This window comes from Vibrio sp. 10N.261.55.A10 (assembly GCF_041470825.1).
GTDB classification, from domain to species: Bacteria; Pseudomonadota; Gammaproteobacteria; order Enterobacterales; family Vibrionaceae; genus Vibrio; species Vibrio crassostreae_C.
Genome location: NZ_JBFRNC010000027.1, coordinates 196,331 through 212,883 on the forward strand (window position 1 = coordinate 196,331; position 16,553 = coordinate 212,883).

10 protein-coding genes are annotated in these 16,553 nt (G+C 44.2%); 4 read left to right on the forward strand and 6 right to left on the reverse strand.

The genetic code is table 11. The annotated features are described in order from the left end of the window. Position 1 precedes the first annotated feature (1 nt). Together AB4274_RS08220 and AB4274_RS08225 are read right to left on the reverse strand one after the other, a co-directional pair. Positions 2-1,126, reverse strand: coding sequence for a DUF917 domain-containing protein (locus AB4274_RS08220; RefSeq protein WP_372111637.1), 1,125 nt, complete (start codon positions 1,124-1,126; stop codon positions 2-4). A 5-nt stretch (positions 1,127-1,131) separates the two neighbouring features. Further along, entirely contained in the window at positions 1,132-2,457 is a 1,326-nt protein-coding gene (locus AB4274_RS08225; RefSeq protein WP_017064775.1) for a cytosine permease, read from the reverse strand. Positions 2,458-2,550: 93 nt separating this feature from the next. On the opposite strand from AB4274_RS08225, the gene AB4274_RS08230 reads away from it, so the two are divergent. Continuing rightward, positions 2,551-3,489, forward strand: coding sequence for a LysR family transcriptional regulator (locus AB4274_RS08230; protein ID WP_017071124.1), 939 nt, complete (start codon positions 2,551-2,553; stop codon positions 3,487-3,489). 101 nt (positions 3,490-3,590) lie between these two features. Here the strand turns inward: AB4274_RS08230 and AB4274_RS08235 are convergent, their stop codons facing one another. From AB4274_RS08235 to AB4274_RS08245, 3 genes are all read right to left on the reverse strand, one after another. Then, entirely contained in the window at positions 3,591-5,945 is a 2,355-nt protein-coding gene (locus AB4274_RS08235) for a fatty acid cis/trans isomerase (protein ID WP_372111639.1), read from the reverse strand. Positions 5,946-6,167: 222 nt separating this feature from the next. Continuing rightward, on the reverse strand, positions 6,168-7,832 hold the full coding sequence (locus AB4274_RS08240) for a VRR-NUC domain-containing protein (protein ID WP_372111642.1): 1,665 nt from the start codon (positions 7,830-7,832) through the stop codon (positions 6,168-6,170). Positions 7,833-7,889: 57 nt separating this feature from the next. Beyond that, positions 7,890-9,128 carry an OFA family MFS transporter gene (locus AB4274_RS08245; RefSeq protein WP_017067032.1) on the reverse strand — a complete coding sequence of 413 codons (1,239 nt, stop codon included), beginning with the start codon at positions 9,126-9,128 and terminating at the stop codon, positions 7,890-7,892. Between the two features lie 594 nt (positions 9,129-9,722). Here AB4274_RS08245 and AB4274_RS08250 point away from each other — a divergent pair. Then, positions 9,723-10,103: a hypothetical protein gene (locus AB4274_RS08250; RefSeq protein WP_017064770.1), complete on the forward strand. Its 381-nt coding sequence runs from the start codon at positions 9,723-9,725 to the stop codon at positions 10,101-10,103. A gap of 180 nt (positions 10,104-10,283) precedes the next feature. Here AB4274_RS08250 and AB4274_RS08255 read toward each other — a convergent pair whose 3' ends face one another. Further along, complete coding sequence (locus AB4274_RS08255; RefSeq protein ID WP_017060876.1) at positions 10,284-10,628, reverse strand: YajD family HNH nuclease; 345 nt, start codon at positions 10,626-10,628, stop codon at positions 10,284-10,286. Positions 10,629-10,912: 284 nt separating this feature from the next. Here AB4274_RS08255 and yghU point away from each other — a divergent pair, with 284 nt between their 5' ends. Then, a complete protein-coding gene (yghU, locus tag AB4274_RS08260; protein WP_372111645.1) occupies positions 10,913-11,770 on the forward strand; it encodes a glutathione-dependent disulfide-bond oxidoreductase in 858 nt (285 codons plus the stop codon). A gap of 276 nt (positions 11,771-12,046) precedes the next feature. Beyond that, entirely contained in the window at positions 12,047-16,516 is a 4,470-nt protein-coding gene (locus AB4274_RS08265) for an SslE/AcfD family lipoprotein zinc metalloprotease (RefSeq protein ID WP_372111647.1), read from the forward strand. Positions 16,517-16,553 lie beyond the last annotated feature (37 nt).

Genomic DNA, 16,553 nt, shown 5'->3' on the forward strand with positions numbered 1-16,553 from the left:
ACTACCTCTTCAATGCAGACTTTAGTTGTTCAATGGTTTGATACTCGACGGTGTAGCCAAAGTAACCCGGGCCCGCGACTTCGATGCCTTTGTCAGTGCGCCATTTAGGGTCACAAGGGTAGGCAATTAGGTCGATGCGCTGCCCGTAACGAAGTTGTTCGGTTGTGATTGGCTTACCCGTTTCATGATCCAAGATCGAAATAAGATCCGGTGTTGATGCCAGCAGGTTATCTTGGTTCATGTCGGCGCGGCTTGTGCCTTTGTGCGCGAGAAGCAATTCGTTTTGGAACTGCACAAACACGTTATCGACGCCTGTATCTTCAAACTGAGCCAACTTTTCAATCACGACACCACCTGTTGCAAAGCCACCGTCGGTTTCACGTTGAATATCAACAATCTTGCCACTGATGATGGTATGGCCGCCGACAATATCTAAAACGGCCTGTGTGCCACTCTGATTGTTGTCGTTCGCCAATCTAATCGCTTCACCAATCTTCATTGCTTGGGTCAGTGTTGCAGGCAGTGCGCTGCGTTTTAGGTTCTTACCGTTCATTGGGTAATCGCACATTGCTGCAGAGCCGCCCATCTGCTCGGTAATTGGCCTCGCAAACTTTTCAGACCAAATACCGTCAATTGGGTAAAGCGTGACGACATTGCCACGCTCATCGGCCAATGTGTTCGGTGCAGAAGGGAGACCATCAAGAAAGAAGGTCACCATCTGAGCTTCTGGAAACGCACGTCCCATCGCATCACAATCGATCACAGGAATGTTCTTTTGCGCTGCAACGAGAATTGGAATCAATGAATTAAAACCGCCCACTTCGATAGGAAACGTTGCCGCTACTTCAGTGCCGAGCGCTTTTTCCATCGCTTCGAAAGCAATCAACATTTGATCTTTCGAATTGAGTTTCTCTACTGCAACGGTTGGTGCGCCAATCATTGAAGAGGGCACCGTTATCCAATCGTCTTGCACGTCTTCTAAAGGAATCATGCGTACAGGGTGCTTTGCCGTTGCAATGGCTACTTTCGCCATCAAGGCACCGCTGTATGGGTCACCGCCGCCGCCAGTACCTAATACCGTCGCACCAAGCGCGATATCATCAATCATTTGTTCAGTAATAATCACAACTACTATTCCTTATCACTTGAAGGAGAAAGTTTCATTAGGGCGAGGTAAATCACACCAGCGGCAAGAATGCCGTCTAACGCCGAGATGCTGGTGAACGAAAACAGATTGAAAAACTCTGGTGCAGTACAAGCGCTGAATGCAGTACCAAATGCCCAAGAAGCCAAGCCTTTAAACATCCAAGCTGGAACTTGTTGGATGTTCTCAAAGCTCATTTTTGTCGAATCTAAAACATAATATTGAACGATGTAGACACCCGCAGCAGGCGCAATGGTTACGCTGAGTAGCATTAAGAAGTCGGTAAACTTGTTCACCATGCCGAGTTGAGCAATGCCAATGCCGACGATGGTCATGATCACAACCAGAACAGGGCGCGGAATCTTAGGTAGAACCATCGACATGCATAAGCCGCCAGAGGTCAGGTTGCTACTATTGGTAGTCCACTGTGCGAACACCAGAACGATGATGGCCGCCATACCTAAACCAAGTGTGAAGAAGACTTCTACTAGGTCGTCGGTGCCTGTCATTTTGGTCAAGATCAATGCGATAAGAATGATGGCGCTGTTGCCGACGAGGAAACCGATACCCGCTCCTAAAATCGCATCACGGCGTGTTTTGGCGTAGCGAGCAATATCAGGTGCAGCAACCGCAGCTAGAATCCAGATAGACATAACAAAAGAGATGGCTTGGCCAAGCGTCAAAGGATCTTCAATCGATGGCGCTGCGCCACCTTGATAATCAGCAGCCATAAACAAACCGATGGTAATCAACGTCACCATCAATGGAACAGAATAGGTACTGAGTTTGCCTAAAGCACGAACGCCATAGATAGCCGTCATCATCATTAACACACTGCCGCCAATAAGAGCGGTGAGGTGTGAAATTATGATGTCGTATTTCGCCAGTGCATCGACCATGATGAAAGCGAAGAAATCAGCCTGGAATGCGAACCAGCCGACTAATGAGATGCCGTTGATGAAGCCAAGAATTTTACCGCCGTTACGGCCAAATACCGCGCTGCTCACCAGCGGGGTAGAGACGCCAGCTTGAAAGCCAATGTTGGCACACAGCATCGCGATGATCGCCAATAAGCCTGAACCAATAAACGTGGCAAGCAGTGCGTCTTCAAAACCAATACCGCTGCTTAGAATCGAGCCGAGAAACAGTCCCGAAATGTCGATGCCGATTGCCAACCAAATAAGGCTGATGACCCACCAAGATCGTTTGGCCTTCTCGGGAACGGGTTCCAACTCGAAGTCATCTATCTTTTTGTGGCTGTGTGTTGCTTCGGGTTTATTCACGTAAGCTTCTGCCGCCATAGTGCCATCCATGCATTGTTATTCCATAAGTGTGAATAAAGCATACTGATGTATTTATTGTTAATAAATGAATATAATCAGATGTAAACATAACAAAAAACAAATGTGAGTGGCAAAGTGAATCCAAACAATAAGTTAGATAAAAGAGACCTACGTAGATTAGAGCTTTTTTGTGAAATTGTTGAACAAGGAGGCATCAATCAGGCGGTCGCAAGCACTGGGATTAGTCAACCAGTGCTGAGTAATCAGCTTATTGCCTTGGAAAAAAGCTTAGAATTAACATTATGCCAACGTGGTCGACGTGGTTTTAAGCTGACTCATGAAGGTGAGCAAGTGTATAAATATGCGAACCAACTAAAATCGACCTTAACCGACTTCGCTTATAAGTTACGAGGTGTACAGACGGAACTCTCTGGGCATGTGCGAATTGGATGTTTGGATAACACCGTCACTTTGCCTTATAACCCACTTCCCAAAGCGATCGAGACGTTTTACCAACGCAGTAACAGTGTTGAGGTGAGTGTTGATGTCGGGGATTTCACCCAGTTGAATGAGAAGTTAGCAAAGAACCAGATTGATATGATGATAGTGGTTCTAGGGTCACATCAAAAATCAGCGTTTCAACATAAATACCCACTGTTTGAAGAGCACAGTTATCTGTATGCGCGTAAGGATCTGGCTGAGAAGATCATGGACAAGGATTTCTCATTGGATGGCTGTCGTATCAACATGGGCGGCTATGCCAAAGATGAGATGTTCCGATTACTGAATATTGAGCAGTACGATTCCGTAAAGCCTTTTGATGGCTGGCATGTCGAGTCGGGTGTAATTTTAACCTTGGCGGGCACACACCTGAGTTTTTTACCATCTCATTTAATCGACCGTGGCCATTATGACCAAGCCTTGATTCCGCTTCAGCCCGAGAAGTGGAGCCTTAAGAGTCAGTTTTATGTGGTGTTGAAGCAACCTGTAGATTCCCTTTCCCCCGCCGCGCGTGCGTTTTTTGATGAGCTACACCAACCGGAAGCATCGGATTCAATATAGAGAACTCGTCGCTTCTCAATAGCACTTAAGATACTTTCTCATATACAAAAAATCCTCTGCCAAGACAGAGGATTTTTGCTTTTATGCTTTATGAGTGAAAACTAACGGTTCTCGAAGCGGTTGTAATCCAACAATCCGAACTCGATCGGTTGGTCTTGTTGATACCAACGATGCACGCGATCACTGAATGGCCAGAACTCGCTAGAACTGCGTCGTACCGCAAACTTATCTAGCAGCGCCACGTAGTCTTCTTCTGTGCTTAAGTTTTGCAGCGTTTTAACCAGAGTAGGAATCTCGCTCTCGGTTAATGATAGGTAAGCCGCAGGGTAGCTACCGACAACGCCTCGTACGAGGGTAAGGTCATCATTGGCGTAATCACGGTTACCTTCTTCATTAAACAAGCTAGAAATGTTGCTGTGCGCGTTATTGTGAATCATGGTGAACAGTTGCTCTTCGCCGTTTTCGCCTTCAATCATGATCATCACTAATTGAGGCACATGACGCAGGCCTTCGCCCTTTATCAAATTCACTTGGTTAAGCAGTGCTTCATTCTTCCTACCAAAACCTGTTTCAACAATCTCAAAGCGATTATCGAGAACAGGTGCGAGCTTATCTTTGATCATATCAAGCAGTTCGTGTTTCGGATCCGCCGTTTTGTAAACCACGCTGGTCGGCTGATCAAAAGGTGCAATGTTTCGCTGCAAATAGTCACTCAGTTGTGCGCTTTGGTTCTGGTACCAACTAGAGTGTTCAATGTGACGAACGTCTTTAGGAAGAAGGCTTAAGAAGTTACTCTCACCTTCAAGACGCAAGAAGTCCATGAACATGCGTGTAATCAGCTGGTGGCCAAAGTTGCCGTAAACATCGAAGCCTGCAACGAGAAGATAATGAATACGCTCTAGAAGAGCATAATCAAGAATCCACGCAGTCTTAGGTTGCGTGCCAACTAACCCTTGTACAACAGAGGCGCTATCGAAGTGCCTAAAGACGGTGAGAGCAGCATTCGGGTTGATGCCATCGCCATCCCAAATGATGCCAGTGTCTAGGTGGACGCCACTCTCGAACCATTGGTTAGTGAAGTCTGATTTCGCGTTTAGGTATTGCGCTTGTTGCTTTGCGTATCTTACCCAGTTGGTCACAGGTACGGTGTTACTTTTTAGTTCGCTAGGTAGCTTTAAATTTTTCTTTTGACTTGCGTAGAAGGCGTTGATTTCCGGAACATCGGCTTTCTCTGGGTCGATGAAGAAAACCCAAAAACGGTCGTTAATTACGTTCAAGGCAAGTTGACCACGACACACAGGTCCTTTGATATAGGCCATGATGGTGTTTTGCGCGTTATCTAACATGAAGTTGAAGCGCGAGTTTACTGGCAGTGCTTCAAACGAAGTCATTGGGTTAGCTGAAACATCGATGTCGTAACTAGGTAGTTGTTTTACTTCGTAATTTACGTCGACAAACCAGGTATTCCACTTTTGTAGACGCTCTTTATTAAGTGCGAAAGGCATGTGCGTTTTGTCGACGATAGTGCCTTGTTCTGGAATCAGACGGTAGTAAACACGGTCTACTTTTGGATCGTCATAAGGGCGACGAGTCGTGATGCGCTGTACCGCTTCACCTGGTGGTGTTGCAGAGCGAACAACAGTGAAGAAGCGTGTTGACTGAGCTAAATCAGAAAAATAGACATGAGATAAAAACAGGTGCTCGTAGATGTAACGTGCTGAAAGTTGACTCTTATTGTCACTCTTGTTTAAAAAGCTTTCGTAGACATTAACGAGCTCTTGTTCTGCATCAGTCAATGGAATGTGGTCGTTCATTAACGCGCCATTTTCCAACCAACTCATTAAAGTCGCGTATTCGGTTTTGTCTAAGTTTGGCATCCCATAAGGCATTCCCCAAGTTGGGTAATCTCTCTCGTATTGAGCGTATTCTTCAATGGTTGGGCACTGTTGGTCGCGATCGATTGAAAAGTCGAAACCTTCAAGCTGGGTTTGATCGGGCAGAGGGTGATTCTCTTTCTGGATCAACATACGAGAAACAAGACCAGCATCGAGGTTAGCCGTTGAGTTTTGCATGCGCTCATTGAGGACAGGATGAAAATCCGCATCGCGCCACTCTTGCGTGGTTAAAGCATCTTCAAACAAGCGAGTAGGGGCTGATGCCGTTAAGCGGGTGCCTTGATAAACGAGTGCCTTGCTCGCGCCTCGGTCTATACCTTCCACTGAAGACATTTTGAGTTGGCAAGGGGCGTCATAACAAGCGTGACAAACCACGCATCGGTTATCAATGATGGGCTTTACTTCGTCAATGAAGTGCTGCGCTTGAGCTGAAAGAATAGGTGCTTGGCGATCGCGTACTTGTTGTTCACCAAACAGTTCGTCGAAGTTTAAACCCGCGTAGACGGCACAACCTGAGAAGACGCTAACAAAAGCTAAAATGAAGAGTTTTTTCAAATTCATACGTATTTAAATATTAGGCATTTTCTATAATTATATCGAAAATGATTGAAAATGCTCATGTTCTAACAATTTTGTAGACAAGATCTTGATGGGACGAGTGACTTGTCGATGCGCGTCACTCGCTAGTGCTCAGAAATTGGTGTTTAGACTTAGCTAGATTTAAGTCCCAAGAGCTAAAAGCTAGCAGTTAAGAGTTAAGAGTTAAGAGTTAAGAGCTAAGACTCATTGATTGACGTAACAAACAGAGAAGGGGACAGACAATCGCTCAAACTCTTTGATCCAGCGCCACTGGTTGTCTTGCAGTTTATCGCCAGGGCCTTTGACTTCAATCCAATGAAACTCATCGCCCTTGAACGCAATCAAATCCGGCATCCCAGTTCTAAATAGCTTTAAGTCACTCAATATCACTTTGAAGAGGTCTACAACCAAGGCATTTGGAATTGAATCCATGCCGTGTTCGATGAGTGCTTTAGGAAAATAATTCCAATGAACAAAGGGGTTCGCGATACCTTGCTTTTCATCGTAAGTATCAAGAAAATGGTTCAGCCCATGTTTGGATATCGTTTGAAACACGGCTTCAATCTGTTCGGCTCGCTTGTCTACGAAATCTGAATGGTACAGATCCAATGGTCGATGTTGGTAACGATTGATAAAGGCGCCTTCAACGTCTGCGAAAATGACATCCCAGAAAGCCAAACCAAACAAGCCACACAGAAAACTGTTTTCTGAAAAGTAGACGTCCCAACCTTGGTTCTCAAAATGCTGCTTTACCGCAAGCTCGACTCGAGTTTGGCTGAGGTCTAATTCCAGTTTTAACTCTTTGCAGCTCGGCTTTATGGTTCGTGAAACTTTGTGCCCCTGTTTCCGTAGCAGTCGGTCTTCAAGCTTAATAGCGATTTCCAACTCTGACACATCCGATGGAGTAGCTTTCATTTGCGTGACAATGTCACACATTAAGTCTAGCGTACCTTGCTTATCATAGATGCGTGCAAGTCGTTCTCTGCTCGGAGGAAGTGTAGATTGTCTGAACCAAAAGATAGCTTGGTCGTTTAGATTAAGCCTTTCAAGATCGCGAGCAATATCATTGATCAAACGCGATCGTTTTCTGGCAATACTTCTGTGTTCTGATTCTTCAGGAATCGCATTTAAAAGCAGTTCCAGAAACTCGCCATCTTTGCGGTCACCTTCTGAATACAAGCGTTGAATATCGCGCATCTGGATTAATTGATTGAGCTGATCCCTAGAGGTGAAGAAGCGGCGTTGCTTGCTTAATGGGTAGTTCTCAAAGGTGTTTAGCCCAAGGTCGCTTAACACGAACTGACTTAAGTCTTGATAGGTGTTGGCAAAGAACAGCAACAGTAATACATCAATCACTTGAGATTCGATGACGTAAATACAGTCGAAAGAGAGGTTTTGAAATTGATCAAAAGGTTGCTGATCAAGCCGTAACAACAGCTCGTCTTTCTTGGCATTTCTATGGCTCTTAAGGGCGGGGAATACACTCAACAGCTCTGGTTTGGTGAGCAAGTGCAACCCGAGCTCGACCTCACTAATGGCGAGGTCATGCTGTTCTTCGGGATGACTCAACCCAATGAAGCCTGAGCTGTTTAGCTCTTGCAGTACGGTCTTTAGATCTGGGATCTCAACATAGTTGAGTTTATCGCTGCGAAACCAACGGCCTTTACGAGAAAGCAAACGGACCATTAGGCATTGGCTTGAAACAGAAAGACGTTTGTATGCGGACAACCAACGACATTCATCATCACTCAGAAGATCGGGGTAGAGCGTTTGAGCGTGTTCAACCAGTCGATTGAAGTTGTCGAGATAATAAGTGGGGGAGAGCTGAAGAGTGGTTTCGGTCGTCAATGGAGAAGTCGCTTGATACAAAAAGAGCCTAACCCTAAGGTTAAGCTCTTCAGTAACAAATTCAATCTTTTCTGTTGATTAAGCTTGTGATGCTTTTAGTTCAGCAACTTTAGCTTCAGAGATTGGTTTAGTGATGATTGCTAGAACAATACACACTGCCATCATAACTGCAGAGATTGTGTAAGCTAGGCCGTAACCTTCGCCGTTTGACATTGAGAAGCCAACAACTGCTGCACCGATAGCGCCGCCGATACCCCATGCCGTGTAAAGCACGCCGTAGTTAGTACCGTAGTTTTTCAGGCCGTAGAACTCAGCAGTTAGTGTTGGGAATACTGCTAGAAGCGTACCGTAACCAACCGCTGCGATAGCCGTACCAATGATTAGCGTGAATTCAGAGTTGAACGTAGCGAATAGAGCCATGTTCGCGCCTTGAAGGATGAACGCTAGAAGTAGAGTACGTACGCCACCGATTTTATCTGCAAGCATACCCGCAGCAACACGGCCGCCTGAGTTGAATACTGCAAGGATAGACGCTAGGTAAACTGCGTTTGGCAGGTTAGCTTGAACGCTAGCAATTGTAGTGATGTTACCGATGATCATTAGACCAACAGATGCAGCGAATGCGTACATGATCCATAGAGAGTAGAACTGAGGAGTCTTCAGCATTACTTTCCAAGTTAGGTCTTCAGTCTTCTTAACCGCTTTAGGAGCTTGGCCTGCTTTTACTTTAGGCTCAGCTGGCGTGTAATCCGCTGGTGGGTTGTTGATTGTTGCTGCTAGAGGTACTGCGATTGCAAGTACACCAACACCAAGAATCATAAAGCTAGTTTGGATACCCATGCTGTCGATTAGCGCAGAAGTTACTGGTGCTAGGTAAATAGCCGCAAGACCGAAGCCTGCTGCGATAAGACCGTTAACCATACCTTTCTTAGAAGAGTGGAACCACTTCATTGCTGATGGAGACAGACATGCGTAACCGAAGCCGATACCTGCACCTGTTATAATACCGAACGTGATGTTCAGCATCATAGGCGTTGTAGCGAAACCAGAAGCAATCATACCTAGGCCTGTAAGCGCTGTACCTAGGATAAGGATCTTACGTGGACCCATACGGTCTTGTAGGATGCCCGCAACAAGAAGACAAACAGAGAATGTGATAGTTGCAATAGCGTAAGGTGAAGATGCTTCAGCAGCACTCCAACCAGCTTCAGTTACTAGCGCTTTGTTAAATACACTCCAAGCATACAGGATGCCAAGACAAAGGTTGATACAGAAGCCTGCTAGCAGGATACGTGTTGCTTTATCAATCTTGCTCATTTTTATTCTCAGTTTTGTCATCGGTTAGTGGAGAGCCACTTAACTAAAGACGGGTTATTGTGATTGTTTCTTCAAAATTAGTTTGCGTTTATCAACAGATAGCGCAAAAGAGCGCGGATTATAACCAATTAAAATGTGATTGGAATCTCTTTTTCCATTTTTGGTAAATTAAATTCAATTTGTTAATAAGTTGTTTTTCATTGGTTTTTGAAATGTTTTTAACACCTCTCTATTTTGTTCTTTTTCGCTCTGTCTTCTTATTATTTCAGGGATTTTGAGGTGATGGTTTTTGAATAGACGCGTATTGCGTGCGGATATCACAGAGTTACAAATAATTTTAATTAATTTCCAAGGTTAAATTTGTGTAACAAAATAAATCGTAACAGCGCTTTGTTCATATGAGACAAGGAGTAACGGAGTTTTATTAAAAACAGAATGTTAAGCAATTGTTAAGGGTGATTTTTGTTAGTACTTTTGCTTACATTTTGTTCGATTGGAGGGGTTGTGTTGTCCGTAAAAAGTGGGAAAATAGTATGCAAACTGAGATTCCAAATTTGAAAGGATGCGTTTCCAACTTATGGTGAGGCGAGTATTATGAAACTGTTTTTAATTTTATTGATGTCAATTTCTGGTGGTGTAGCGGCAGCTGACCATATTCACTCTTTCCTATTCGGCTTCTATGTTGCGGCTCTAGCAGTTGGTAGTTGCTACTGGCTTGCATTCCGCAGTACGCGTTTCCCACAGTTGGCATTAGTGCTATTGATGTGTGGCTTTTTTGCGAAAATTGCAGTGACTGTTATCGGTGTTTCTTGGGGTATCTCGAACGATATCATTCAATCGCCGTTCATTTTCTCATTGTCATACCTGTTCTTCTTAGTGGTTGTGTCTTACGTTTGGTTTGCATACCGCGATAAATTGACGCTAAAACAACGCGCTAAGAAGGTAGAAGAGTCTCGCAAGCAAGCGGCAGCATAATTCGATTTGATTCTTAAAAAGCCTTCTTCGGAAGGCTTTTTTGATCCTGCCTACCTGAACTCTATTATTTGGTTATGACGGCAGATAAAAGAAACCCCAGTATGGTGACATACTGGGGTTACTTGTTATGTATCTATTATCTAGCAGTTACCATCTACCAAAGACTACTCTGAAGGTGTGTTATTTCTTCATCATCTTAGCGAGATCGGCGAACGGGTTGTGTGTCGCTGACTGATGATCATCTAAACTCGCTTTTGCATCCACACCATAACGCTCATGGTCAGTGTATTTTGAATGCTCATGATCGTGACAGTACAGGCACAGTAGCTCCCAGTTGCTGCCATCTTCAGGGTTGTTTGTATGGTCGTGATCCACGTGGTGAACGGTAAGCTCTCGGAGGTTTGAGTAAACAAATTCGCGCGCACATTTACCACAAACCCAAGGGTACAGTTTTAGTGCTTTTTCGCGGTAGCCTTTCTCTTGGCGAGCATACGCTGCACTCGAACCTGTGAAATCAGAAGACATTGCCAAATCCTTATCAATTGTAATATCCCGATTTTATCACAGCTTTCTTGAAGCTGTCGGTATGTCGTTCGTAAAATCATTGCTAAATGATGCAGTGGACTTATCGATATTAGATTGAAGTTTGAATACAGACTTACCTTCTACACACTAACGCTTAAGCGGGTTATGTCTTTCTGGAATAAGCCATGCTTAACAGTTTGAAAATAAATCGTATTCAGGGGTTTTAACCGCAGGCATGTGACCTAATATCAGTTTGTGAGACCCTATATTAATAAGGAAATATCATGTCAGAACAATACACTCCGCCAAAAGTTTGGGTTAACGATACTGCTGGTGGTAACAAGTGGGCAAACATCAATAGTCCTGAATCTGGAGCTCGCTTTGATAAAGAGCTTCCTGTTGGTGACCATGCTTTTCAATTGTATTCTCTTGGCACACCTAACGGTCAAAAAGTCACTATCTTGCTGGAAGAGTTGTTAGCGGCGGGTGTTAAAGAAGCTGAATATGATGCGTACTTGATCAACATTGGTGAGGCTGATCAGTTCTCTTCTGGCTTTGTTGGCGTGAATCCAAACTCCAAAATACCAGCACTTGTCGACAAGTCTGGTGACGAAGACGTGAATGTATTCGAATCGGCATCTATCTTGATGCATCTAGCAGAAAAATTTGGTCACTTCTTACCAAAAAAAGGGGCAGCAAGAACACAAACCATTAACTGGTTGTTCTGGGCACAAGGTTCTGCGCCATTCCTAGGTGGTGGTTTTGGTCACTTCTACGCTTACGCGGATGAAAAGCAAGAGTACCCAATTAACCGCTTCGCAATGGAAGCTAAGCGTCAACTAGATGTGTTAGACAAACAGCTCGCAAATAACACATTTGTGGCGGGTGACGAGTTAAGCATCGCTGATATCGCGATTTGGCCTTGGTACGGTAACTTAGTACTTGGCAAAATTTACGACGCAGCCGAATTTCTACAAGTTGAGTCTTACACCAACGTTGTGCGCTGGGCGAAGCAGCTAGAAGCGCGTGAAGGTTTCCAACGCGGCCGAGTGGTTAATCGTTCATTTGGCGAAGAGTGGGAGCAAGTACCAGAGCGCCATTCTGCAGAAGACATTGACCGAGTTTTAAAGCTTAAGCCTTAGTTCTTTTTTGAACGTGTTTTTGGCAGATATACCCTATCGGTCTTAATGTTAATGGCTAATTGAAACGCCATATCTCAATCGAGATATGGCGTTTTTCCGTTTTAAGGTAGGGAGAGGTTTTGTAATTGGAATGAGAGTCTCAATTATCATTTTGTTTTTCTTATTCAATCGCTTATGAGTAATGGTCTTTGTGGTTAAGACAAAAAACAATAGTCATCGAGGTGGAGTAAATCTATAAGATAACGGTCCACTTTAAATTACGACTAACTTCGCTCAATGAAAAAAAACTTAATTGCGTTGGCTATCATATCCACGGCTCTTTCCGGGTGTAATCACGATTCACTAAGCTATAGTGACGGCCCTGATACGGTTCCTCCAACAGATATTGTACCACCAACGGACATTCTTCCTCCGACAGATATTGTTCCACCAACGGATATTCTTCCGCCAACAGATATTATCCCCCCAACAACTTACATAGGTTCACTGTTGTCGAGTGGGGCGTTTGTGTCTGGAGATGTGTACTGTGACGGCATTCATCTTGAAAACGGAACGTTCAGTGTTAAACAAGGCGTGAGTTTTAGTTGTACCTTGGGTCACCTTACTTTAGGTGATTTCACTGCTCCTTTCCCTGAAGTTACAGAAAGCACGATTTCAAATGATGCGCTTCATGCGGCATTTGAGTTGACAGAATTACATGGAGACAACGTTACTAAGGTACTCGAATCAATTGATGTTTGTGAGACTGAAAGTGCTATCTGTTTAAAAGAACTGGATGCTTTTGATATTGAAGGTGTGTTCTCGCAACTTGATGATCAAGATGCTGTCGATGCGTACTTTTCATCGAAAGAAGAAGAGTCTACAGATGAAGTAGGTAAGGCTCCTAGTTCACACGTAGACACAACAGTTGTTCCTGCGGTTGACCCTAATGCGGACAATAACCTTAACGCTGGTTTTGTTTCTGCAGACGCAGAGTCTACCTATGCTTATAAGCCAAGTGTTGAAGGTAAGGTGTTAACTCGCAGTAAGCTTACAGACGCTAATGGTAAAGCGATTTCTGGGATCAGTTTCTTTTCGGCTAACGCGACGGGCGTGACGGATGAAGAGGGAATCTTTGAGTACCTGTGGGGCGACAGAATCGTTTTTGGTATTGATACGTTTGAGTTTGGCTCCATTACGGGTAATCAGATTGCTTATAAATTGTCTGATGTGACCAATAATGTGGTTGAGAAAGCGAATATCCAGTCATTACTAGAGCGCTACGCGCTTGATCATGTAAGTCATTATGAGATATCTGAAGAAGTCCAAGGTACCTTTTCAAAGTACCCTAACGTTATAAATGAACTGATCAACCTAACTCTGCCAAATGGGGGATTAATAGAGGGTACAGACTTTGAACTTCCTAATGAGTTTGTTGGTCAGTTTAGCCAAGGGTTAACGGCAGTAATCGATGAGCAGCTGCGCCAAACGCCTCAGTTTATGGATTATGTTCGTCAACCTGCCGTTTTATCAATGGATTCTGGTCAGTATGTTACGGAGTCTCTGCAGCAAATCTTCCACAACGTCACCACATTCCATGTTTTCAATGACAATGGTAGTTTTTACGGTGCGACGGGGTATACCCGTGGTATGCGAGCTCTGAACATATCGAACAGAGCATTCCCTGTGATGATGCCAAGAACTGATAAAAACCGTCAGCTTTATTTTGGTGAGAAGCAGGCTTGGACTCGTGAAGGCAAACCTTACATCGCACAACACCCAAGTATCTCGATGCCTCCGATTCCTTTAGTCTCTGAAGACAACGCGACTTATGGTTTCCCATTCGTTACTGCAGGCGAGATAGGCAAAGGTAAGGTCGTGTTCATGGGCAATGGCTTATATCCAAGTATTCTGTCATGCCCAGAGAATTATTGGGCTAATCGCACATTACATATCGACAGCAACAAACAACAGTGCACTGTTTCGAAGTTTGAAAACCTACTACATGATGACCAAGGCAGCATGAGGTTGTTTTTCTCGAACTTGTTTGAGTGGTTCAATAATGGTTTGCCTATTGCTGGGATGAATGCAGTGACCAATATTGACCAAGCCTATTCGGCTTATCACCACTCCACAATGGGTAAGCAGTACACGTTTTTTGTTAGTCCTCAGTATGGTTTTGCGTCAGTAGAAAAGCGTGGTTCAGGTGACTTTGATGATTTGGATGCGAGTAATACGCCGATTTTGATCCTTCAGGCATATCCCCCTAAGTTGGTTCAAGATGGCATGACTAACCAGTTTGTTGCTGACTTGGATAACCCGAACTTAAACCAAGACGATATTACGGCTCTTATTAACTATGTTAATGACGGTGGCAATATCTTGTTTATGGATGCGATTCAAACGACTAATCCTGAACCTGTTGGACGCTTGGCAGATGCCGTAGGTGTATCTCTTGGTGGTGAAAACGTTACCCCGACAAACCAAGCTTTCTGCGGTAGCTCTTATTACTGCCAAGCACCTTATCCTAATCTTCACGTGAAGAGTCAAAAGGAAATGGTGGTTCTTGAGCGTTTTCAAGATAACCAAGGAGAGCCTCCATTCACGGTAAATCAAGATGGTACGGTTGAGTGGATCAAAGATGAGTCCAAGATTAAGTTTGAGATCCCGACTTATGAGGTTACTAAGTTAGACGCTGAAGGGAAGCCAGTGCTTGATGCGTCTGGTGTAACAGTAATGGAGAAAAAATCCGCACGTATCTTTGTTGAATCGGCAGAAGAGCGTGAAGCGGCGATCAAAGAACTGCAATCTGCATTTGTTGGAACTGATCTTTGTACAAACGATTATGAATATGAATTTAACTGTATTGAGACTCGTTCTGGAGACGGTGTTACTGTTCGTGGTGCTTATCATCGCGCAGACTTTGATCGCTATGAAGTAAGTGAAGCTGTTGTTGGTAGCATGGTTAAAGCGGCGAACTTGGGCACTAACTTTACGGCGCTTTATGAGCATGAAATTTACTATAGAACAAAAGGTACTCAAGGTAAGCGTCTGTCTAACAGCGAATTGAATCAAGCGTTTGATAACCTGTCTGTTTGGATGTGGAATGACAACGCATACCATTTTGAAACAGAAATACAAGATGAGTTGGGGTTCAAGCAGGCTGTTCAGTTCCTTAACTGTTATACAGAAGACTTACATCAAACAGACACAATGGATGCACAGTGTCCTGTTGACCTAAAAGCGTCGTTAGTCGCTAATGGAATGATTCATGGCGAAGGTGAGTTATCTGGGCAGTTGAATCCTAGCTATCCATTAAATTACATGGAGAAACCTCTGACTCGTATTATGTTGGGGCGCTCATTCTGGGATCATGAAATCGTTGTTGATACCACAATGTATCCGGGTCGAACTTCGGGGGCATCTTCGTCAAGTACGGTAATGGTTCAGACCAACGGTAAAGCGGTGACGTATTCGGCAGGAAACAATCAATCGACAGGTCTGTGGGCACCTCAATTACAAGAAGTAACCATTCAAGATGGCGTGGCAGCTACGATTACTGTGATGATCGCGGATGATCTTACAGGTAAGCCGAATCACGAAACGAGTTTGAAACGCCCTCCACGTATGCAAACCAGCTTTGACTACAATGGTTCGAGCTTAACTTTCAAGGTTCCATATGGTGGCCTTATTTACATTCAACCGAAAGTAAAAGAGCTTGGTGAAGTCTCGTTTAGCATTGATGGCGCGTTAAAAGCGGCTTGGTGGAAAGAGGGACAGTGGATTAACACTATTCAATCGGCAGACGCACCAATTGCAGAAATCGATACGGGTTCATTTATTTACACTACACCAATCAGGAATCTAGAATCCGCTGATTTGAACCAATTCGCAACAGATATGAATCGATTCGCTGAAGCGGCAAGTGACTTCTACGGGCGTGATGAGAAACAAAGCACTGGTTTACACCGTAGGTTCACTTATCCAGAACTGAATGCGTTCCGCCATCGTTTTGTGAATGACGTGCAGATTTCGATTGGCGCTGCTCACTCTGGCTACCCAGTGATGAATTCAAGCTTTAACGCAAATCGGACATACATTCCAACCAACCCTGTGAACGATTGGTTGTTGTGGCATGAAGTTGGTCACAACTTAGCATCAGCTCCTTTCCTTGCGGCTGGTAGTACAGAAGTGACCAATAACCTTCTTGCGTTGTATATGCAGGAGTTAGAGGGGCGCAATGCAAACCCTGAAATGGATCGTATTAAATCGGATATTAAGAAAGCACCTAAATGGCTAGAGCTTAATAATGAACATGCGTGGTCACATGGTGATGCAGGTTTACGATTAGTTATGTTTGGTCAGCTAAAAATCTGGGCAAAATCGAACTTTGCAATTGATGATTGGTATACACGCGGCGCAAGCCAATCTGATGTGTATGGTGAAGATGAAGGCTGGAACATGTTCAAACTTATGCACCGTAAAGCTCGAGGTGATAGAGAAGGCGACTCGAATACGAACTATTGTAGTGCTAGCGAGACTGGGCTTTCTGGTGGAGACCTAATGATGGTGTGCGCTTCTTATGTTTCAAACTATGACTTAAGTGACTTCTTTGAAGTTTGGAACGTGGGCGAAACTCCCATGACTAATGCTGATGGCACGAAGTCTTATAGTGGCGGAATTAGCTCTAAAGGTCTTAGTGCGGTTGAACAATTAAAACTAGAGAAACCAAACAACAGTCCTTTGAATGTTGATTCAATTTACTAACGCTAATTATTGCTAAAGCATTTTATAGCTTAAAAAC